Origin of the sequence: Amycolatopsis pittospori (genome assembly GCF_013870525.1) — a bacterium.
Classification (GTDB): domain Bacteria; phylum Actinomycetota; class Actinomycetes; order Mycobacteriales; family Pseudonocardiaceae; genus Amycolatopsis; species Amycolatopsis pittospori.
On sequence record NZ_JACBXD010000079.1, the window covers coordinates 1 to 21,508 of the forward strand.

General features: G+C 68.2%; 17 protein-coding genes and 1 riboswitch. Of the genes, 7 read left to right on the plus strand and 10 right to left on the minus strand.

Annotated features, from left to right (window positions below; all coding sequences use genetic code 11):
* On the plus strand, positions 1-980 hold a 980-nt coding region (locus H5J31_RS31520), incomplete at its 5' end, for an LCP family protein (protein WP_236005495.1).
* A gap of 138 nt (positions 981-1,118) precedes the next feature.
* Positions 1,119-1,649 (plus strand): GNAT family N-acetyltransferase, encoded by a 531-nt coding sequence (locus H5J31_RS31525; RefSeq protein WP_181776313.1) that lies wholly within the window; start codon positions 1,119-1,121, stop codon positions 1,647-1,649.
* Here H5J31_RS31525 and H5J31_RS31530 read toward each other — a convergent pair.
* From H5J31_RS31530 to H5J31_RS31575, 10 genes are all read right to left on the minus strand, one after another.
* The gene (locus H5J31_RS31530) at positions 1,636-2,094 is read right to left on the minus strand and encodes a peroxiredoxin (protein ID WP_181776314.1); all 459 of its coding nucleotides are present in this window, start codon (positions 2,092-2,094) and stop codon (positions 1,636-1,638) included. The genes H5J31_RS31525 and H5J31_RS31530 overlap by 14 nt on opposite strands.
* Before the next feature lie 17 nt (positions 2,095-2,111).
* On the minus strand, positions 2,112-3,929 hold the full coding sequence (locus H5J31_RS31535) for a putative bifunctional diguanylate cyclase/phosphodiesterase (RefSeq protein WP_407925077.1): 1,818 nt from the start codon (positions 3,927-3,929) through the stop codon (positions 2,112-2,114).
* Between the two features lie 255 nt (positions 3,930-4,184).
* Entirely contained in the window at positions 4,185-5,630 is a 1,446-nt protein-coding gene (locus tag H5J31_RS31540; protein ID WP_181776315.1) for a cytochrome P450, read from the minus strand.
* A gap of 135 nt (positions 5,631-5,765) precedes the next feature.
* Positions 5,766-8,039 (minus strand): 5-methyltetrahydropteroyltriglutamate--homocysteine S-methyltransferase, encoded by a 2,274-nt coding sequence (gene metE / locus H5J31_RS31545; RefSeq protein WP_181776316.1) that lies wholly within the window; start codon positions 8,037-8,039, stop codon positions 5,766-5,768.
* A 99-nt stretch (positions 8,040-8,138) separates the two neighbouring features.
* Positions 8,139-8,360, minus strand: a riboswitch (cobalamin riboswitch).
* Positions 8,361-8,451: 91 nt separating this feature from the next.
* Entirely contained in the window at positions 8,452-9,528 is a 1,077-nt protein-coding gene (locus H5J31_RS31550; RefSeq protein ID WP_181776317.1) for a ribonucleotide-diphosphate reductase subunit beta, read from the minus strand.
* Positions 9,529-9,611: 83 nt separating this feature from the next.
* Positions 9,612-12,602: a ribonucleoside-diphosphate reductase subunit alpha gene (locus tag H5J31_RS31555; RefSeq protein ID WP_181776318.1), complete on the minus strand. Its 2,991-nt coding sequence runs from the start codon at positions 12,600-12,602 to the stop codon at positions 9,612-9,614.
* A 222-nt stretch (positions 12,603-12,824) separates the two neighbouring features.
* Positions 12,825-13,433 (minus strand): acetoacetate decarboxylase family protein, encoded by a 609-nt coding sequence (locus H5J31_RS31560; RefSeq protein ID WP_181776319.1) that lies wholly within the window; start codon positions 13,431-13,433, stop codon positions 12,825-12,827.
* Positions 13,430-14,269: an enoyl-CoA hydratase-related protein gene (locus tag H5J31_RS31565; RefSeq protein ID WP_181776320.1), complete on the minus strand. Its 840-nt coding sequence runs from the start codon at positions 14,267-14,269 to the stop codon at positions 13,430-13,432. The genes H5J31_RS31560 and H5J31_RS31565 overlap by 4 nt, the downstream gene beginning before the upstream one ends.
* A 50-nt stretch (positions 14,270-14,319) precedes the next feature.
* Positions 14,320-14,799 (minus strand): tetratricopeptide repeat protein, encoded by a 480-nt coding sequence (locus H5J31_RS31570; RefSeq protein ID WP_181776321.1) that lies wholly within the window; start codon positions 14,797-14,799, stop codon positions 14,320-14,322.
* Positions 14,796-15,185, minus strand: coding sequence for a MerR family transcriptional regulator (locus H5J31_RS31575; RefSeq protein WP_181776322.1), 390 nt, complete (start codon positions 15,183-15,185; stop codon positions 14,796-14,798). Before H5J31_RS31575 ends, H5J31_RS31570 begins: the two co-directional genes overlap by 4 nt.
* A 49-nt stretch (positions 15,186-15,234) precedes the next feature.
* Here H5J31_RS31575 and H5J31_RS31580 point away from each other — a divergent pair, with 49 nt between their 5' ends.
* The 5 genes from H5J31_RS31580 (at position 15,235) to H5J31_RS31600 (ending at position 21,503) form a co-directional block, all read left to right on the plus strand.
* Positions 15,235-16,095 carry an NAD(P)-dependent oxidoreductase gene (locus H5J31_RS31580; RefSeq protein ID WP_181776323.1) on the plus strand — a complete coding sequence of 287 codons (861 nt, stop codon included), beginning with the start codon at positions 15,235-15,237 and terminating at the stop codon, positions 16,093-16,095.
* Between the two features lie 179 nt (positions 16,096-16,274).
* On the plus strand, positions 16,275-17,069 hold the full coding sequence (locus H5J31_RS31585; RefSeq protein ID WP_181776324.1) for a TIGR03084 family metal-binding protein: 795 nt from the start codon (positions 16,275-16,277) through the stop codon (positions 17,067-17,069).
* Positions 17,066-18,763 carry an acyclic terpene utilization AtuA family protein gene (locus H5J31_RS31590; RefSeq protein WP_181776325.1) on the plus strand — a complete coding sequence of 566 codons (1,698 nt, stop codon included), beginning with the start codon at positions 17,066-17,068 and terminating at the stop codon, positions 18,761-18,763. The genes H5J31_RS31585 and H5J31_RS31590 overlap by 4 nt, the downstream gene beginning before the upstream one ends.
* Entirely contained in the window at positions 18,760-19,908 is a 1,149-nt protein-coding gene (locus H5J31_RS31595) for an acyl-CoA dehydrogenase family protein (protein ID WP_181776326.1), read from the plus strand. Before H5J31_RS31590 ends, H5J31_RS31595 begins: the two co-directional genes overlap by 4 nt.
* Positions 19,905-21,503: an acyl-CoA carboxylase subunit beta gene (locus tag H5J31_RS31600; protein ID WP_181776327.1), complete on the plus strand. Its 1,599-nt coding sequence runs from the start codon at positions 19,905-19,907 to the stop codon at positions 21,501-21,503. Before H5J31_RS31595 ends, H5J31_RS31600 begins: the two co-directional genes overlap by 4 nt.
* The last annotated feature ends 5 nt before the right edge of the window (positions 21,504-21,508 follow it).

Here is a 21,508-nt window from a genome sequence, read left to right on the forward strand (position 1 = left end):
GTGCGCGCCCGCCGCGTCGTAAACGTCGCTGGGGCTTCGGCAAGGTGCTGGTCACGTTGCTGACCGTGTTCGTGGTGTTCCTCGCCGGCGTGTGGGTGTACCTAGAGTTCTCGATCAACCGCGTCGACGCGCTGGCCGACTACTCCGGCCGCCCCGCCGCGGCCGAGGGCACCAACTGGCTGATCGTGGGCTCCGACAGCCGCGACGGGCTGACCGCCGAAGAGCAGGAGAAGCTCGTCACCGGCGACGTCAAGGCCGCCGGCGGCGGCAGGCGCACCGACACCATCATGGTCGCGCACGTCCCGGACAACAGCACCAAGCCCACGCTGCTGAGCCTGCCGCGCGACTCGCAGGTGACCATCCCGGGTCACGGCAAGAACAAGATCAACTCCGCGTTCGCGATCGGCGGCCCGTCGTTGCTCGCGCAGACCGTCGAAGGCGCCACCGGCCTGCGGATCGACCACTACGCCGAGATCGGCTTCGGCGGGTTCGCCAAGATCGTCGACGCGATCGGCGGTGTCAACATGTGCGTCGACAATCCGATGGAGGACACCCTCACCGGCATCAAGATCCCGGCCGGCTGTCAGGACCTCCAAGGCCCGCAGGCGCTCGGCTTCGTCCGCATGCGGCACAGCGCCGCGACCCCCCGATCCGACCTCGACCGCGTCGCCAACCAGCGGAAGTTCATCGGCGCACTGGTCAGCGAGATCGGCAGCCCCGGCACGCTGCTGAACCCGTTCTCGCTGTTCCCGCTGCTCTCGACCGCGCCCGACGCGCTGACGATGGACTCCGGCGACCACGTGCACAACCTGGTGGGGCTCGCGCTCGCGATGCGCGGGATCTCCTCGGGCGGCGTGGTCACCACGACGGTCCCGGTGACGAACGGCTCGGCGGAGAACTGGGACAAGACCAAGTCGAAGCTGCTCTTCGACGCGCTGAAGAACGACACGGTGATCCCGGACAGCGCGATCCTCACCTGATCCTCGGGTCACGAGCGCGCTATGAACGACCCGTTACTTGCAAATTTTGCAAGTAACGGGTCGTTCATAGCATCCGGGGGCACTCACGAGGCGCGAAAAGCAGAGGCGCCCGAAGCGACGGCGAGGCACCATGGACCGATGGAAGCGCCTCTCGAAACCCTCACGGACGACGTCGTCGTCCTGCGCCGCTGGAAGCCGGAGCAGCTCGAAACCCTGGCCGCCGTCGTGGGGGATTCCGTCGCGCACATCGGTGCCTGGATGATCTGGGCCGCCAACGGCTACGGCGAGCAGGAAGCCAAGGAGTTCCTCGAAACCACCGCGCGCAACTGGGCCGAAGGCAAGACGTACGACTTCGCGATCCTCGTCGAGGGCGAGGTCGTCGGCGGCACCGGCATGATCTCGCATCCTGACCGGATCGAGATCGGCTACTGGCTCGGCCGCCACCACACCGGCCGCGGCCTGGTCACCAGGGCCGCGCGGTTGCTGACCGCCGAAGCCTTCCGCCTCGGCGCGCCGGAGGTCGAGATCCGGCACGACGAGAAGAACGTCGCGAGCGGCGCCGTGCCCGCGCGGCTGGGGTTCACGGTGGTCGGTGACGAGGCCGCCGAACCGCCGCTCGCCCCGGCCTGCACTGGGGTGAACCGGATCTGGCGGCTCAAGCGCCCTTGAGTTCCCGCAACGCCGCGAGGGCCTTGTCGGCGTGCACGGTGAACTTCAGTTCGCTCTTGATCACTTCGAGCACCTTGCGGTCGGTGCCGATGACGAACGTGTGCCGTTTGGCGTGCAGTGGGCTGAATTTGCGCCATACACCGAACTGTTTGGCCACCACACCGTCCACATCGGACAGCAGTGGGTAGTCGAAGCCGTGTTTGGCCGAGAACTCCTGCTGTTTGTCGACGGCGTCCGGGCTGATCCCGACGCGGTGCGCCCCGACTTCGGCGAATTCGGCGGCCAGGTCGCGGAAGTGGCAGCTTTCCGCGGTGCAGCCGGTGGTCATCGCGGCGGGGTAGAAGAACAGCACGACCGGGCCGGACGCGAGGAAGTCCGAAAGCGTGCGTTCCTCACCCTTGTCGTCGGGCAGGGTGAAGTCCGGGGCGAGATCTCCTTGATCCATGGACGGATCCTGTCACGTCAGTGGGCGTGCCGTTCGATCAGCTCGTCGACCTCGTCCCCGGTCGCGGAATCGGCGACGAACGAGCCGCGCGCCGCGAGCACCCCGAGCCGCCGCAACCGCTCGGCCTGTTCGTGGCTGCGGACGCCTTCCGCGCCGATACGCAGTTTCAGCTCCTTGGCGCGGGTGACCAGCTGGCTCAGATGCCGCACGTCGGCCTCGTCCTCACCGTCGGCGAGCGCGTCGATCACCGCGCCGGACAGGATCACGTGGCGGACCGGCAGCCGGTGCTGCGGGATCAGCTCCAGATCGGCCGAACCGGAGATGGTCAGCACCAGCTGGGCGCCCAGATCGGACAGGACGGCGAACGAATCCAGCACCTCGCCGCGGGGGTCGAGGACGGACTCGCGGTCGGTGCACAGCCGCAGTGCCTGCGCGGGCAGGCTGTGCCGGTCGAGCTGTTCCTTGACCAGCAGCACCAGATCGGGCTCGGTGGCCAGCCGGTTCGGCAGCCGTACGCAGACATCCGGGGCGGCCTCGCCGAATCGACGCCGCCAGCGGGCGGTGGCGGCGAGCGATTCCGCCAGTAGCCACCGGCCGAGCGGGATGGTCATCCCGGTGGTCTGCGCGAGCGGGTAGAACTCGTCGGAGTCCAGCTCGCCCCGCTCCGGATGGTTCCAGCGCAGCCCGGCGTTGACCGCGGCCAGCTGGTCGGTGTTCGCGAGTTTCACCGTCGGCTGGTAGATCAGCGAGAACTCGCCGTTCTCCAGCGCACCCGCGATGACCGCGCCGAGCTGGTAGCGGCCGCGGTCGCGCGCGTCGAGTTCGGGATCGAACAGCATCCACTGCGCCTTGCCCGCTTCCTTGGCGCGGTGCAGCGCGATTTCCGCCGCCCGGAGCAGTTCCTCGGGGCCGCCGTCGGTGACCGGGCGGACGACGATGCCGGCGCTCGCGCTGACCCCGATGCCGTGCCCGCCGAGGTAGATCGGCTCGGCCAGTTCCTCCAGCGCCTGTTCGACCAGCGCGATCACCTGGGTCGGGGTGAACTCGCCGCGCAGCAGGACGGCGAACCCGTCGCCGGACAGCCGGGCGACGGAACCGTTGTGCTTGCCGGTGAACACGGCCTTGAGCTTGGTGGCGACCCCGCGCAGCACCTGGTCGCCGACCCCGGCGCCCAGCCCGTCGTTGATCACCTTGAAGCCGTCGACGTCGAGGTAGACCAGCGCGACCTGCTCGCGGCCCGAGCCCGCCAGCGCGGTCTCCAAGGCGTTGCCGAACGACGTCGCGTTCGGAAGCCCGGTCAGCGGGTCGTGCACGTTCTGGTGCAGCAGTTGTTCCTGCAGCAGGTGGATCTCGTTGGCGTCGGAGACCATCAGCACCGGGTAGGCCGAGCCGGGCCGGTCACCGGGAAGGTCGGTCAGGGTCACGTCGACCCAGAGCGTGCCTTCTTCGCTGTGGTCCAGCAGCAGACGCTCCTGCTGGGTCTGCTGGCCGAGTTTCCTGAGCTGCGAGAGCCCGCTCCGCAGCCGGGCGACGTCGTGGTCGCTGGAGCCGAGGTCGGCGATCGGCCGTCCGCGCAGGGCGGTGGGGCGGCAGCCGAGCAGCTTGCCGAGCGCGGCGTTCGCCTCGACGATCACGCCGTCGGAATCGGCGAGCGCGATCCCGACCGGGGAGGCGGAATAGAGCTTGGTGAACCGCAGCAGCGCGGGCTGATGATTCGGCTCCGTGCGGACGGCGTCCTGGGCGACGTCGAGCAGCAACTGCTCGAGTTGCTCTTGGGGAAGCGATACTCCTTTAGTGTCAGCGAGCGTCGCGGCCCATCTCCGAGCGACGTCCACCAACCCTGGCGCGGCACCAGGCTCAGGCACACTTCACCTCTTCATGCGCGGTTTATGGCCAGCTCAGACAGGGTGTCCGGGCCCACGGACCCACACTAGGTATGAGCCGACCGGGAGTAGTGCCACGGCACCATGCGCGATACGGGGTGTCTACCGGCTGAAAGGGTGATCGCTACTACACGAGTGGTGACCGGAAGTTACCAAGAGTACTCGATAGTGGTTGTCCCTTTGGTCGGGATTTCCGCGTGTCGCGATTCAGCGGGGCGCCAGGCGGATCGGCAGGCCGTCCGCGGGGACGGGCAGCGAGACGTAGTCCCAGCGCGCCGTGTAGTCGTCCGGGACCGACCAGCGATAGCTCCGCAGCATCTCGTGCAGCAGTGCCTTCACTTCGAACGTCCCGAAATGCAGGCCGATGCACTTGTGCGCGCCACCGCCGAACGGCATCCACGCGTAGCGGTGGGACTTGTCTTCGCGGCGTTCCTCGCCGAAGCGGTCCGGGTCGAAGCGCATCGGATCGGTCCAGCATTCCGTCGTGAAATGGTTGATGGTGGGGGAAACCCCGACCAGTGTCCCTTCGGGAACGAAGTGTCCGAGGACTTCGGTGTCCTTGACCGTTTTCCGCGTCAGTGAAGGCACCGGCGCGACCAGGCGGAGGGATTCCTTGATCACCAGGTCCAGCGTCGTCAGGGTCTCCAGCGCCTCGATGTCCGGCACGTCGTCACCCAGCGCGAGCGATTCCCGGCGCGCGCGTTCCTGCCATTCCGGATTCTTGGCGAGGTGGTAGACGGCGGCCGCGCTGGTGATGGTGGAGGTGTCGTGAGCGGCCATCATCAGGAAGATCATGTGGTTGACGACGTCGGAGTCGGTGAACCGGTCACCGTCTTCGGTGGTGGCGTGGCAGAGCGCGGTGAAGAGATCGTCGCCGTCGCTTCGCCGTTTCGCCGGCAGGTTCGCGGAAAAGTAGCGTTCGAGAACCTTGCGGCCGTGCAATCCCGCCGCCCAGCGGCCGCCGGGCACCGGGAACCGGACGAGGGCCGTGCCCGCGCGGACGGAGTTCACGAACGCGCGGTTGATCGCGGCGGCGTCGTCGCCCGAACGCATACCCATGAACACGCGGGTCGCGACGTCGAGCGTGAGTTGCTTGAGGGACCAGTAGATCCGCGGGTTCGGCCGGTCCGCCCAGGCGGCGACGCCTTCGCGCAACGCCGGCCCCATCTGGTCGACGTAGCCGGTGAGCCGTTGCCGGGTGAACGCCGCCTGCATGATCCGGCGGTGCAGGTGGTGCTCGCCGAAGTCGAGCAGCATGAGGCCGCGGTCGAAGAAGCGCTCGATGAAGAACTTCCAGCCCTCCTGCGAGAAGGCCTTGTCCTTGTTCACCAGCGCGATCTGGGTGGCCTCGGGGCCGGAGAGCGAGACGATGCGGCGGCCGAACGCGCTCATCCACGACACCGGGCCGTAGGTCTCATAGCGCTTGAGTCCGAACTCGATGCCGAAGCGCATGAAGTCCAGCGCGTGCCCGATGACCGGCGGGCCTTCGTCGCCGAGGACGGGTTTGAGGCCCGGCGGGGCGGGCGCGAGTTCCCGGACCGGCCAGGTCGCGCCGAGCCAGCGCTCGTCCACCGAACGCGGCAGGGGGATCGAGGTGAGCGGCGGTACCCGCTCGCGCAGCGCTCCGGTGACTTTTTCGACCGCGTTCGTCATGGTGACCATCTCCCCGTCGAGATCGGCTACCGCCCCACCATCGCACTCTTGTTGACAGGTTGACAATACCCCGAGGGATGTACATGAAGGCCCCTTCTTGTGCCTAGGCGCAAGGAAGGGGCCCTCATGTACTTGTCAGCCCAGTTCGGCGCGGACCGCGTTCGCGGCCGCGACCAGGTTCCGCAGGGCGGGCTCGACCTCGGCGTAACCGCGGGTCTTCAGGCCGCAGTCCGGATTCACCCAGATCCGCTCGGCCGGCACGGCGCCGACCGCGGTCCGCAGCAGCCCGCTGACCTCGTCGACGCCGGGGACACGCGGCGAGTGGATGTCGTAGACGCCCGGCCCGACGCCGCGGCCGAAGCCCGCCGTGCCGAGGTCGGTGACGACCTCCATCTTCGAACGCGCGGCCTCGATGCTGGTGACGTCCGCGTCGAGCGCGTCGATCGCGGTGACCACCTCGCCGAACTCCGAGTAGCACATATGCGTGTGGATCTGCGTCGCGTCGTCGATCCCGGACGTCGCCAGCCGGAACGACGAGACCGCCCAGGCGAAGTACGCCTCGTGCGCCGAGGCGCGCAGCGGGAGCAGTTCCCGCAGCGCGGGCTCGTCGACCTGGATGACCCGGATGCCCGCCTCCTGAAGGTCGCGCACCTCGTCGCGGATGGCCAGCGCCACCTGACGGGCGGTCTCGCCCAGCGGCTGGTCGTCGCGGACGAACGACCACGCCAGGATCGTCACCGGACCGGTCAGCATCCCCTTGACCGGCTTCGAGGTCAGGCTCTGCGCGTACCGGGCCCAGTCGACCGTCATCGGCTCGGGCCGGGAGACGTCGCCGTACAGGATCGGCGGCCGCACACAACGCGAACCATAGGACTGCACCCAGCCGAAGTCGGTGGCGGCGAATCCGGCCAGCCGCTCGGCGAAGTACTGCACCATGTCGTTGCGTTCGGGCTCGCCGTGCACCAGCACGTCCAGGCCGAGGTCCTCCTGCAGCCGGATGACGCGTTCGATTTCGGCCTTCATCGCGCCCTCGTAGCCCGCGTCGTCCAGCGAGCCCGCCTTATGCGCGGCGCGCGCCTTGCGGACGTCGGTGGTCTGCGGGAACGAACCGATCGTGGTGCTCGGCAACGGCGGAAGATTCAGTGCCGCCTGCTGGGCGACCGCCCGCCGCGAGTAAGGCGAGCGGACGGTGTCCTCCGGCCGCAGCGCCTCCAGCCGGGAGCGCACGCCGGCGTCGGCCAGGTCGGCCGCCGTGGCGCGATCGGTGGCGGCGGCCCGGGCCGCGGAGAGGTCGACGCCCTCCTCCTTCAAAGCACGGCCGAGCAGGACGACCTCGTCGACCTTCTGCTTGGCGAACGCGAGCCAGCCCTTCAGACGAGGGTGGAGTTCGGGCTCCCGCTCGACGTCGTAAGGCACGTGGAGGAGCGAGCACGACGTCGACACGCTGACCGACTTCGCCGTGCCGAGCAGTGTCGCCGCCCGGCTGAGTGCGCGAGTGGGATCGGTACGCCACACGTTGCGACCGTCCACGACACCGGCCAGGACCTCCTTGTCACGCAAGGCGGGTTCGGCCGCGACGGCGTCCACAAAGGACTCGTCGGTGACCAGGTCGACGGCGAGGGCGTCGATGGGGGAGCGGGCGAGCACGCCCAGCCCGCGACCGAGCCCGCCGAAGTACCCGGCGACGAGGATCTTCGGCCGCGCGGTCTCCTTCGCGAGCCGGTGGTAGGCGCGGATGAGCGCGTTGAGTTCGGTCTCGGTGCGGTCCGCGGCGAAGGCGGGTTCATCGAACTGGACCCATTCGATGCCTTCGTCGTGCAGACGGCGAAGCAGTTCTACATAGCCGTCGAGAAGGCCGTCGAGCAGGTCCAGCGGCTTGAAGCCTTCCGGCGCGCCCTCGGTCGCCTTGGCGAGCAACAGGTACGTCACCGGGCCGACCAGCACCGGACGGGTCTCGACGCCGACCGCGCGGGCCTCGCGGTACTCGTCCAGCGGCTTGGAGCCGGTGAGCGAGAACGTCGTGTCCGGGCCGAGTTCGGGGACGATGTAGTGGTAGTTCGTGTCGAACCACTTCGTCATCTCCATAGCCGTCGCGTCCTGGACCCCACGAGCGGCGGCGAAGTAGGTGTCGAGCGGCGAAAGGCCGAGTTTCGTGAAGCGCCCCGGAAGCGCGCCGAACAGTTCCGTGGTGTCGAGGACCTGGTCGTAGTGGGAGAACGTGTTGGACGGGACGGAATCCAGGCCGGCGTCCTTGAGTTCCCGCCAGGTCCGCGTACGCAGCGTGCGGCCGGTCTCCAGCAGCGCGGCCTCGTCGATCTTGCCCGCCCAATAGCGTTCGAGTGAACGCTTGAGTTCCCGGTCCGGTCCGATCCGGGGATAGCCCAGCACAGTGGTGCCGATTTCGGTCACAGCTCTCTCCTCGCGAGCTTGTCGGGGAGCCGGAGCGCGCGCAGGAGTGACCGACCTTCGGTCGCGCCCATCCCACGAGGCCCGGACTCACGCACGCCGTCGGCGCGCGTACCACGGGCAGGTCTTCGGACTCGTGGGCGACTCGCTCGCTCCTACCGGCCGTCGCTTCCCGGGAGCCGTTTCCCAGTGCTTTACCGTGTCTCGCACGGTGACGGCTTTCGTTCCCACATACCGCTGCGGGGCAGTCCCGGATTCACACCGGGTTCCCTGTTACCTCGTCCGGCCTGGATGGCCGCACGAACCAGTAGCACCCGGAGCGTACCGAATTCGGGTCTCGCGTGACTGGAGGCGTAACTCACGTGATCGGAGCCGGGACACACGTGTCCCGGCTCCGATCACGCGAGTTCGGGGATCAGTCCCAGTCGAGGGCGCCACCGGACTGGTACTCGATGACGCGGGTCTCGAAGAAGTTCTTCTCCTTCTTGAGGTCCATCGCCTCCGACATCCACGGGAACGGGTTCTCGGTCTCGCCGAAGATCGGCTGGAGGCCGATCTGCTGCGCGCGACGGTCGGTGATGAAGTGCATGTACTGCTCGATCAGCTCGGCCGAGAGCCCGAGCATGCCGCGCGGCATGGTGTCGCGGGCGTAGGCGACCTCGAGTTCGCAGGCCTCGGTCAGCATGCCGCGGATCTCCGCCTGGAACTCCTCGGTCCACAGGTGCGGGTTCTCGATCTTGATCTGGTTGATGCAGTCGATGCCGAAGTTCAGGTGGATCGACTCGTCGCGCAGGATGTACTGGTACTGCTCGGCGATGCCGATCATCTTGTTCCGGCGGCCGAGCGAGAGGATCTGCGCGAAGCCGGTGTAGAACCACATGCCCTCGAAGATCACGTAGAACGCGACGAGGTCCCGCAGGAAGTTCTGGTCGGCCTCCGGTGTCCCGGTCTCGAAGTCCGGGTTCTCCAGGTTCTGCGTGTACTTCAGCGCCCACGCGTCCTTCTCCGAGATGGAGGGGACCTCGCGGTACATGTTGAACAGCTCGCCCTCGACCAGGCCGAGGCTTTCGCAGATGTACTGGAAGGTGTGCGTGTGCACGGCCTCCTCGAACGCCTGGCGCAGCAGGTACTGGCGGCATTCGGGGTTGGTGATCTGGCGGTACACCGCGAGCACGATGTTGTTGGCCACCAGCGATTCCGCGGTGGCGAAGAAGCCGAGGTTGCGCTTGAGCATGGTGCGCTCGTCCTCGGTGAGGCCGTCGGCCGACTTCCACAGCGCGATGTCGGCCTGCATGGCGACCTCGGTCGGCATCCAGTGGTTGTTGCAGCCGGCGAGGTACTTCTCCCACGCCCAGGTGTACTTCATCGGCAGGAGCTGGTTGACGTCGGCGCGGGCGTTGATCATCCGCTTGTCGTCGACGTTGATCCGGGCGGCGCCGACTTCGATCTCACCGAGGCCGGTGGCGTCGGTCGAAGCGTCAAAGGTGGTCATAGAGGCTCACTTCACGAGGTGGTCGGGTGGGTCGTGAGTGGCGATTCGGGTTCTAACCCGAATCGCCACTCACGACCGGGAGGTCACTGGCAGGCTTCGCAGTCGGGGTCGTCGATGCGGCAGGCCGCGCCGTCGGTGGCGACGAAGTCGACGTCCGAGACCTGAGGGATCTCCTTCGGCTCCGGGGCGGTCACCGGCACCGCGGGAACGGCGGCGGCGGGCGACGGCGAAACCGCGGCGGAAGCCGACGGGGCGGGCGAAGCGGCGGGAGCGGGAGCCGGGGCGGCGGGCTTGGGTGTGGCCGGGGCCGGGGTGGCCGAGACCGCGTTCAGCTTGCCGTCGGTGCCGCGCAGGGTGCTCTTCTCCACGTGCGTCGCGGACCGCGCCCGCAGGTAGTACGTGGTCTTGAGGCCCTTGTGCCAGGCGTAGCGGTACAGCTCGTCGAGCTTGCGGCCGCTGGGCGCCGCGATGTACAGGTTCAGCGACTGCGCCTGGTCGATCCACTTCTGACGACGCGAACCGGCGTCCACCAGCCACTTGGACTCGATCTCGAACGCGGTGGCGTACAGCGCCTTCAGGTCGTCCGGCACGCGGTCGATCTGGCCGAGGCTGCCGTCGAAGTACTTCAGGTCCGACACCATGACCTCGTCCCACAGCCCGCGCTCCTTGAGCGAGCGGACCAGGTGCGGGTTCACCACGGTGAAGTCGCCGGACATGTTCGACTTGACGAACAGGTTCTGGAACAGCGGCTCGATCGACTGCCCGACACCGCAGATGTTGGAGATCGTCGCGGTCGGCGCGATCGCCATCACGTTGGAGTTGCGCATACCGACGGTCTTGACCCGCTCACGCAGCGGCGCCCAGTCCAAAGTGGACGAGGTGTCGACGTCGAGCGCGTCGCCCTGGCGGGCGTCGATCAGCAGCTGCAGCGAGTCGATCGGCAGGATTCCCTTGCTCCACAAGGAACCCTCGAACGTCTGGTACTGGCCGCGCTCCTCGGCGAGGTCGGTCGAAGCCGAGATCGCGTAGTAGCTGATGTGCTCCATGCTGGTGTCGGCGAACTGCACGGCCTCGTCCGAGGACAGCGGCACACCGATCTCGAACAGCGCGTCCTGGAAGCCCATCAGGCCCAGCCCGATCGGGCGGTGGCGCAGGTTGGAGCGGCGCGCCTCCGGGATCGTGTAGAAGTTGATGTCGATCACGTTGTCGAGCATGCGGACGGCGGTGCGCACGGTCTTCTCGAGACGCTGGGTGTCCAGGCCGTCGGGGGTGACGTGCTTGAGCAGGTTCACCGAGCCGAGGTTGCAGACCGCGACCTCGTCGGTGGTGGTGTTCAGGGTGATCTCGGTGCACAGGTTGGACGAGTGCACGACACCCACGTGCTGCTGCGGCGAGCGCAGGTTGCACGGGTCCTTGAAGGTGATCCACGGGTGACCGGTCTCGAACAGCATGGTCAGCATGCGGCGCCACAGGTCGACCGCGCGGATCTTGCGGAACACCTTCATCTCGCCGCGTTCGGCGGCGGCCTCGTACTCGCGGTAGCGCTCGGCGAACGCGGTGCCGTAGAGGTCGTGCAGGTCCGGGGTCTCGTTCGGCGAGAACAGCGTCCACTGCGCGTCGGCCTCGACGCGGCGGAGGAACTCGTCCGGCACCCAGTTCGCGGTGTTCATGTCGTGCGTACGACGACGGTCGTCACCGGTGTTCTTGCGCAGGTCGAGGAATTCCTCGATGTCGACGTGCCAGGTCTCGAGGTACGCGCACGCCGCGCCCTTGCGCTTGCCGCCCTGGTTCACCGCGACCGCGGTGTCGTTGGCGATCTTGAGGAACGGCACGACGCCCTGCGACTGGCCGTTGGTGCCCTTGATGTGCGCGCCGAGGCCGCGGACCGGGGTCCAGTCGTTGCCGAGACCGCCCGAGTACTTCGCCAGCAGCGCGTTGTTCTTGTACGCCTGGAAGATCGAGTCCAGGTCGTCGTCGACCGTGGTCAGGAAGCAGGACGACAGCTGCGGGCGGGTGGTGCCCGAGTTGAACAGCGTCGGGGTGGACGCCATGAAGTGGAACGACGAAAGCAGCTCGTAGAACTCGATCGCGCGGGCTTCACGGTCGTCCTCGCGGATCGCGAGACCCATGGCGACCCGCATGAAGAACGCCTGCGGCAGTTCGAACCGGACGCCGTTGTGGTGCTGGAAGTACCGGTCGTACAGGGTCTGCAGGCCGAGGAAGCCGAAGTCGAGGTCGCGCTCGGCGTGGATGGCCTCGGTGATCTTGTCGAGGTCGAAGGTCTGCAGCTCGGGGTTGACGAGCTCCAGCTCGATGGCGCGCTTGAGGTAGTCGCGGAAGTACTGCGGGTACCGCGCGGTCATCTCGTCCTGGCTGGCCAGCTGCGGCGAGCCCGCGAGGTAGGTGAGGGCCTCGCCGCGGAGCTTGTCCGCGAGCAGCCGGGCGCTGACGTAGGAGTAGTTCGGCTCCTGCTCGACGAGCACACGCGCGGCCATGATCTGGGCGAGGGCGAGTTCGTCGGCGCTGATGCCGTCGTAGAGGTTGCGCTTGGCCTCGGCCAGCACCGGCTCCGCGGAGACGTCGTCGAGTCCGGCGACGGCTTCGCCGACCACGTGCGAGACGCGGGCCCAGTCGAGCGGGCGAAGCGAGCCGTCGGCGGCCTTGACGCTGATGGCGACGTCGGACGAAGCCGGCTTCTCCGACTCGCGGGCCTTCGCGCGCTCGTCGCGGTAGAGGACGTACGCGCGGGCGACCTTGTGGTGCTCGCCGCGCATGAGCGCGAGTTCGACGATGTCCTGGATCTGCTCGATGTGCAGCGCGGTCTCGGGACCGGCGTGGCGGAGCAGGGTGGCCTCGATCTGCTCGGTCAATTCGTTGACCAGGTGGTGGATCCGCGACGAAGCGGCCGCGTCGCCGCCCTCGACGGCGAGGAAGGCCTTGGTCACGGCGACCGAGATCTTGTTCGCGTCGAAGGGGGACACGCTGCCGTCCCGCCGGATGACTCGCACGGTCGCGGGCGTGGTGTCCGAGGACGCGGGTGGCCGCTGACCGGTTTCCGAATCGAGCACTGACATACGTGTCTCCAAAAGGGCGCGTTGAAGCACCACAAGGCCTCGCGAGGCCGTGCGCTGCAGGTTCACCAAGCTGTCCGACAACCGCTCCCGAGCGGTCTCCCCGTCGCTGGGCGATGTCGGTTCCCAGAGACTACATGTAGGGGTCGGAGGCTGCACGTGCCCCAATGGGTGGCGTGTCGTGGTCTCACCCTGGCGGGTTAGGCGATCACGCTCAGCGGCTGGTCAACCGCCGAAAACGATCTTGAAATCGCGCAGGTGGGCGCTCAGAACGGGCCGTTGACCGGCCAGGAAGCCGAGTGGCCCGGACTCGTTGATCTTCCAGTCCGCGGCCGCCGGATGGGGTCGCGCCTTCGCCCGGACGGGGCTCCTTTTGGGACTTCCGTCCAACATCTGGACGACGTCGAAGGCGGCCGGCATCCTCACCGGGAGGCTCGGGCGGGCGGTGAACGCGGCCGTCGCGATCCAGTCCTCGTGGGTGGCCGCCGAGGCGGTGAAGGTCCGGCCAGGGGTGAAGTCGAGTGCGGCGAGATCCTTGGGAATGCCCCATAGCGCGCGCCCGCCCGCGAGCGAGACCTCGCTGTCGACCCAGATGTCGGTGATGGAGCTGGAGAGGCGCTTGCCGCGGACGGCGACCGTCGCCAGTAGCTCGTGATACTGGAGCTGTCCGGGCTCCTGGTAGTCGATCCAGGCGCCGAAGACCTGCGCGCGTCCGCCCATGACGGCGGGTTCGACACCTTCGGGCAACTCGGGCAGTTCGCTCACCGGGACACGCCACACGGACAGGTACGCCTGGCCGGCCAGGTTCCACGGCTCCGGGGGATAGGCGGTCATGCGTTCCGCCAGGGCAGGTAGGCGGGCTGGTCGGTGTCGACGCGCATGGAGAACTCCGGTGGTCGTTTCTGCAGGAAGGACAGGACCCCTTCGACGGCGTCCGGGCTGGTGCCGAGGCCGCCGATCAGCCGGGAGTCCAGTTCGTGCACGGGGAACGGCGATGCGGCGCTCGCCATCCGGTACAGCAGCTGGCGGGTCACCGCGACCGAGACCGGTGAGGTGGTCGTGGCTATTTCGAGAGCCAGTTCGCGGGCCTTGCCGAGTACTTCGCCGGGCTCGTGAACACTGTGGACCAGTCCGGCGCTGTGGGCTTCCTGGGCGTCGAAGACGCGGCCGCTGATCATCCAGTCGAGTGCCGTGCCCATCCCGACGAGCCGGGGGAGGAACCACGCGGACGCGCCTTCGGGGTAGATCCCGCGGCGGACGAACACGAAGCCGAAACGCGAATCCGTGGACGCCAGCCGGTAATCACAGGACAGCGTGATCGTGATGCCGCCCCCGACGGCCGCGCCCCGGAGGGCCGCGATCACCGGCTTGTTCATCGTGAAGATCCGCTTCGAGCAGCGTCCCGCCGGCTCCTGCCAGGCCGCGTCCGGACCCTTCTCCGGGTCGAAATCGAAACCGCCCTGCGAGAGGTCGGCGCCCACCGAGAAGTCCTTGCCGTTGCCGGTCAGGATCACCACGCGGACGTCTTCGTCGCGATCGGCGCGATCCATCGCGTCGCCGAGCTCGTCGGCCATGCGGATGGTGTAGCCGTTGCGGGCCTCGGGCCGGTTGAGCGTGACCGTCGCGATGCGGTCGGCGACCTCGTAGGTGATTTCGGCGTACGCGCTCATGACGTGAAGGTAAGCCAACCCCGGTGTGTTGACAAGATGTCAATAAGGGATCACTCGACGTCGTCCAGGTGATCCGCGTAGTACTCGATCGCCCGGCGGTACCGCTGGACCCCGGTGTCGGCGCTGGTCTCCGCGAGCACCTTCAGCAGGGTTCCCGCCGCGTCCCGTGTTTCGCCGACGTTGTAGAGCGCCATCGCCAGGAACGTCCTCAACGCCGCGTCGCCGGGGAACTCGCCGAGGCCGCGGCGCAGGGTCTTGAGCGATTCTTCGTACCGGCCGAGTACGCGGTACGTGCTGCCCAGCCCGACGAACACGCCATGCCTGTCCTTTGTGGACAGACCTTCGGTCGCCAGCGCGCGCTCGTAGTAGGGAGCGGCCTCGGCTTCGAAACCGAGGGAGTCGTGGGCCCACGCGGTCTGGTAGGCGATCACGGCGTCCTGCGGGTTCCGCTCGGCCAGCTCGATCAGTCGCAGACGGGCCTCGTCGGTGCCCTGCTCCCGGAGCCGGATCGCTTCCTGTGTCTCGCTCACGCGGCACCTTCGAACGGGGGATAGGTCTTCGCGCCTGTCCGCTCCGCCGCGTCGATGTACCCGGCCAGCGCGTCGCGGGACCGCGCGATCTTGGCCAGCTGCTCGTCGAGCCGTCCGAGTCGTTCCCGCATCGCGGCCAGCAGTTCGGGGCAGCCGATCAGTTCCGGCTCCTCGCCGATCGCGCAGGGCAGCAGGTACGCGATGTCCTCGGACGACAGGCCCGCGCCGAGGAGGTGGCGGATCTGCTTCACCCGCAGGACGGCCGTCTCGTCGAACTCGCGGTAGCCGTTCGTGCCGCGGTCCGCTTCCAGCAGGCCTTGGGACTCGTAGTAGCGCAGTTGGTGGGCGTTGACGCCCGTCCGGTGACTCAGTTCCCCGATCCGCATCGAATCCTCACTTGACCTTCATACCGGTATCAACGTTGACGATGTTGCCATGACTGACAACGCGAATATCCCGATCACGGTCATCGGCCTCGGGCTGATGGGCCGAGCGCTCGCCGGAGCGTTCCTCGAGGCCGGACATCCCACGACCGTGTGGAACCGGACGGCCGCCAAGGCCGACTCCTTGGTCGCCTCGGGCGCTCACCTGGCACCGACGGTCGACGACGCACTCGCCGCCGGCGGCTTGACCGTCGTCTGCCTCACCGACTACCCGGCCGTGCGTGACCTGCTCGGCGATGCCGGACTGGAGGGCACGACCCTGGTCAACCTGACCTCGGGCGACTCCGCTCAAGCGCGGGAAACCGCCACCTGGGCCGAAAAGCGGGGTGCCCGGTACCTGGACGGCGCGATCATGGCCGTCCCTCCGGCGATCGGAACCGACGAGGCGGTGATCCTGCTCAGCGGCCCTGAGCCGGACTTCGACCTCGGCGCGCTCGGCACGATCTCCCATCTCGGCGAGGATCACGGACTGGCGGCCCTGTACGACGTCGCCGGCCTGACCATGATGTGGAGTGTCCTGAACGCGTGGCTGCAGGGCACCGCCATGCTCCGGACCGCCGGTGTCGACGCCGCGACGTACGCGCCGTTCGCACAGCAGATCGCCGCCGGCGTGGCCGGCTGGCTGCCCGGATACGCCGAGCAGATCGACAAGGGCTCCTTCCCGGCCGAGGTGTCGGCGCTGGAAACCGACGCGCGGGCGATGGCGCATATGGTCGAGGAGAGCGAGGCGCTGGGCGTGAACGCCGAACTGCCGAAGCTGATCAAGGCGATGGCCGACCGCGCGATCGCCGCCGGGCACGGCGGGGAGCAGTACCCCGTCCTGATCGGGGAGTTCGAGCGGCCGGGGGAGTAAAGCCGCGCCGACTCGGTCGCGGTGCCTCAGTCAAGTCCGTGAAGGACTCCTTGAGGGACCCAGAGTCCCTCAAGGAGTCCTTCACGGACCTCCGAAGGCACCATGAGCGCAAAACAATCAGGCGTGCTTGATTTTTCCGGCGAGGGGTGCGAGCCTGGGGAAGACGCGAGGAGGCGGGCATGGCTGACCTTGGCGTGATCCTTGGGGATCTCGCGGCGGAATCTCAGGCCATCGACGACGTGGTGGCGGAACTGCCCGCGTCGGAGTGGGCGCGGCAGACCCCGGCCGAAGGCTGGACGATCGCCCATCAGGTCGCTCATCTGGCCTGGACCGACAAGAAGGCGCTGATCGCGGCGCGCGGGTCCGAGGCCGAATGGCAGGCGGAGATCGAGGGGCTGCTCGCGACGGGGGAGACCTACGTCGACGACGGCGCCGCCGAGGGCGCGAAGACGCCGCCCCGTGAGTTGCTGGCCGAGTGGCGCGCCGGGCGCGCGGAACTCGCCGAGGCGCTCGCAGCGGTGCCCGACGGGCAGAAGATCCCCTGGTACGGGCCGCCGATGAGCGCCGCGTCCATGGTGACCGCGCGGCTCATGGAGACCTGGGCCCACGGTCAGGACATCTTCGACACGCTCGGCGTCCCGCGCGAGAACACCGGCAGGCTCTGGCATATCGCCCGCTTCGGCACCCGCACGCGCGACTTCGCCTACAAGCTCAACTCGCTCGCCCCGCCCGCCGAGGAGTTCCGGGTCGAGCTGACCGCGCCCGACGGCACCACCTGGGGATTCGGGCCCGAGGACGCCGAACAGCGCCTGACGGGTAGCGCGGTCGACTTCTGTCTCGTGGTCACCCAGCGCCGTCATCCCGACGACACCGATCTGGTCGCCGCCGGCGCGGACGTCGAGGAATGGCTGGGCATCGCGCAGGCCTTCGCCGGGCCTCCCGGTGCGGGCCGCGAACCGGGGCAGTTCGCGTGACCACGGCCCCCATCAGGATCGGCAACGCGTCCGGGTTCTACGGCGACCGGTTCTCCGCCGTCCGCGAGATGCTCACCGGCGGCCCGCTCGACGTGCTGACCGGCGACTATCTGGCCGAGCTGACCATGCTCATCCTCGGCCGCGACCGGATGAAGGACCCGAATCGCGGTTACGCCAAGACGTTCCTCCGCCAGATGGAGGAGAATCTCGCGCTGGCGAAGGAAAAGGGCGTCAAGATCGTCGCCAACGCGGGCGGGCTCAATCCCGCCGGGCTCGCGGACGCGCTCCGTGAACTGGCCGCGAAACTCGAGGTCGACGTCGCCATCGCGCACGTCGAGGGCGATGACCTCATCCAGCGGGCCGAGGAGCTCGGTTTCGGGAAGACGCTGACCGCCAACGCTTATCTCGGCGCGTGGGGGATCGCGGAATGCCTGAACGCCGGCGCCGACATCGTGGTGACCGGCCGCGTCACCGACGCCTCGGTGATCGTCGGCCCAGCGGCCGCGCATTTCGGCTGGGCGCGTGACGACTACGACGCGCTCGCCGGTGCGGTGGTCGCCGGGCACGTGATCGAATGCGGCGCGCAGGCGACCGGCGGCAACTACGCGTTCTTCACCGAACACGAACTCGGCGTCCCCGGCTTCCCCATCGCCGAAATCTCCGCCGACGGCTCCAGCGTGATCACCAAACACCCCGGCACCGGCGGTGTGGTGAACGCCGGAACCGTTACCGCGCAACTGCTCTACGAGATCACCGGTGCCCGTTACGCCGGCCCGGACGTCACGGCCCGGTTCGACACGCTGTCCCTGATCGAGGAGGGTCCGGACCGCGTCCGGATCACCGGCGTCACCGGCGAACCGCCGCCTCCGACGCTCAAGGTCTGCCTGAACGGACTCGGCGGCTTCCGCAACGAGACGACGTTCGTCCTCACCGGACTGGACATCGAAGCGAAAGCCGCGCTGATCAAGGAACAACTCGACGGCGCGCTCGAGGCGCGGCCGCCCGCGGAGGTCCGCTGGACCCTGGCCCGCACCGACCAGGCGGACGCCGAAACCGAACAGCAGGCCAGCGCGCTGCTCCACGTCGCGGTCAAGGACGCCGATCCGGAGGTCGCCGGGCGTGCCTTCAGCGGTGCGGCGATCGAACTCGCGCTCGCGAGCTATCCGGGGTTCCACGTCACCGCGCCACCCGCGGCGGCCTCGCCCTACGGCGTCTACCGGGCCGCGTTCGTCGACGCGCACGAGGTGCCGCACGTCGCCGTCCTGCCGGACGGTACGCGCCGCGACATCGCGCAAGCCACCGAGACGCTGACACTGTCCGATGTGGACGAATACGGTCTTCCCGCCCCGTACACGCAGGCGCAGGTCCGCCGTGCGCCACTCGGCAAGGTGATCGGCGCCCGCAGTGGCGACAAGGGCGGCAACGCGAACGTCGGCGTCTGGGCACGGTCCGACGAGGCGTGGCGCTGGCTCGCGCACCGGCTGACCGTGACCGAGTTCAAACTGCTGCTCCCGGAGACCGCGGACCTGGAGGTCCAGCGGCATCTCCTGCCGAATCTGCGGGCGATCAACTTCGTCGTCGAAGGCATCCTCGGCGAGGGCGTCGCGTCGCAGGCGCGATTCGATCCGCAGGCGAAGGCACTCGGGGAATGGCTGCGCTCCCGCGAGATCGACATCCCGGAGGCTCTCCTGTGACCGACCCCTTCTCCACGCCGGAACGCGTCGAGCTGCGCGAAACCGTCCGGCGGTTCGCCGAAGCCGAGATCCTGCCGTACCTCGACGACTGGGAGCGCGAAGGCGAACTGCCCCGCGACCTCCATCGCAAGGCCGGGGAACTCGGGTTGCTCGGCGTCGGCTTCCCCGAGGAGGTCGGCGGCGGGGGCGGTGACTACCTCGACGCGCTGGTCATCGCGGAGGAGATGCATTACGCGGGCGGCTCCGGCGGGCTCTTCGCCTCGCTGTTCACCTGCGGTATCGCCGTTCCGCATATCGCGGCGGCCGGTGATCCGGTGCAGATCGAACGCTGGGTCCGGCCGACGCTGCAAGGCGCCAAGATCGGCTCGCTCGCGGTCACCGAACCCGACGGCGGCTCCGACGTCGCCGGCATCCGCACCACGGCGGTGCGCGAGGGCGACGAGTACGTCATCAACGGCGCCAAGACCTTCATCACTTCCGGCTGTCGCGCGGATTTCGTGACCACCGTGGTCCGCACCGGTGAATCCGGCGCCCACGGCATCTCGCTCGTCGTGGTCGAACGCGGTACGCCGGGCTTCACGGTGTCCCGCAAGCTGGAGAAGATGGGCTGGCTCTGCTCGGACACCGCCGAGCTGTCCTATGTGGACGTCCGGGTGCCCGCGGAGAACCTGATCGGCGCCGAGAACAGCGGCTTCGCCCAGGTCGCCACCCAATTCGTCACCGAACGGGTCTCGCTCGCCGTGCAGGGTTACGCGCACGCGCAGCGGGCACTCGATCTGACGCTGGACTGGTGCCGGCTGCGCGAGACCTTCGGCCGTCCGCTGATCTCCCGCCAGCTGGTGCAGCACAAGCTCACCGAGATGGCCCGCAAGATCGACGTCGCCCGGACCTACACCCGGCAGGTCGCCCTGCGGCACGTCGCGGGCGAAGAGGTCATCGCCGAAGCCTGTTTCGCGAAGAACACCGCCGTCGAGACCGCCGAATGGGTGGTCAACGAAGCCGTCCAGCTGCACGGCGGGCTCGGCTACATGCGGGAGGCCGAAGTGGAGCGTCACTACCGTGACGTCCGCATCCTCGGCATCGGCGGCGGGACGAACGAGATCCTCACCGGCTTGGCCGCGAAGCGATTGGGATACACCGCATGAGCACCATCAGGTCTACTGTGGACACACGGAGCGAGGAGTTCGCCACCAACCGCGAGTCCATGCTCGGCAAACTGGCCGAGATCGACGGCGAGCACGCCAAGGCGATCGCGGGCGGCGGAGAGAAGTACGTCGCCCGCCATCGCAAACGCGGCAAGCTGCTCGCGCGCGAACGGATCGAACTCCTCCTCGACGAGGACTCGCCGTTCCTGGAGCTTTCGCCGCTGGCGGCCTGGGGTTCGGACTACCAGGTCGGTGCCAGCGTGATCACCGGGATCGGCGTCGTCGAGGGCGTCGAGTGCATGATCTCGGCGAGCGACCCGACGGTCAAAGGCGGGGCGAGCAACCCGTGGACGGCCAAGAAGAGCTACCGCGCCGCGGACATCGCCGCGCAGAACCGCCTGCCGGTGATCAACCTCGTCGAGTCCGGCGGCGCGGATCTGCCGACGCAGAAGGAGATCTTCATCCCCGGCGGCCGGATCTTCCGCGACATCACGCGGTCTTCGGCGGCGAAGGTGCCCACGATCGCGCTGGTGTTCGGCAACTCCACCGCGGGTGGGGCGTACCTGCCCGGCATGTCGGACTACGTCGTGATGGTCAAGGAACGCGCCAAGGTGTTCCTCGGCGGACCGCCGCTGGTCAAGATGGCGACCGGTGAGGAGTCCGACGACGAATCGCTCGGTGGCGCCGAGATGCACGCCCGCACCTCCGGGCTCGCCGACTACCTCGCGGCGGACGAAGAGGACGCCATCCGGCTCGGCCGCAGCATCGTCAAGCGGCTCAACTGGAGCAAACAGGGCCCGACGCCGAAACCGGATTACGCGGAGCCGTTGTTCGACTCCGAAGACCTGCTCGGCATCGTGCCCACCGATCTCAAGGTGCCGTTCGACCCGCGCGAAGTGATCGCCAGGGTCGCCGACGGTTCGGACTTCGACGAGTTCAAACCCTTGTACGGCAGCAGCCTCGCCACCGGCTGGGCGAGTATCCACGGCTACCCGGTCGGCATCCTCGCCAACGCCCAAGGTGTGCTCTTCGGCGAGGAATCGCAGAAGGCCGCTCAGTTCATCCAGCTGGCCAACCAGATCGACACCCCGCTGGTCTTCCTGCACAACACCACCGGCTACATGGTCGGCAAGGAGTACGAGCAGAGCGGCATCATCAAACACGGCGCGATGATGATCAACGCCGTCTCGAACTCGAAGGTCCCGCATCTCTCGGTGCTCATGGGCGCTTCGTACGGCGCCGGGCATTACGGCATGTGCGGCCGTGCCTACGATCCCCGGTTCCTGTTCGCCTGGCCCAGCGCGAAGTCGGCGGTCATGGGGCCGCAGCAGCTGGCCGGCGTGCTGTCCATCGTGGCCCGTGCCGCCGCGGCTTCGCGGGGCCAGGACTACAACGAGGAGCACGACGCCGCCATGCGCGCCATGGTCGAGGGGCAGATCGAGGCCGAGTCGATGCCGATGTTCCTCTCCGGGATGCTCTACGACGACGGGATCATCGATCCCCGCGACACCCGCACGGTGCTCGGGCTCAGCCTGTCCGTGATCCACAATGGACCAGTGAAGGGCGCCGAAGGCTTCGGCGTCTTCAGGATGTGAGCGGC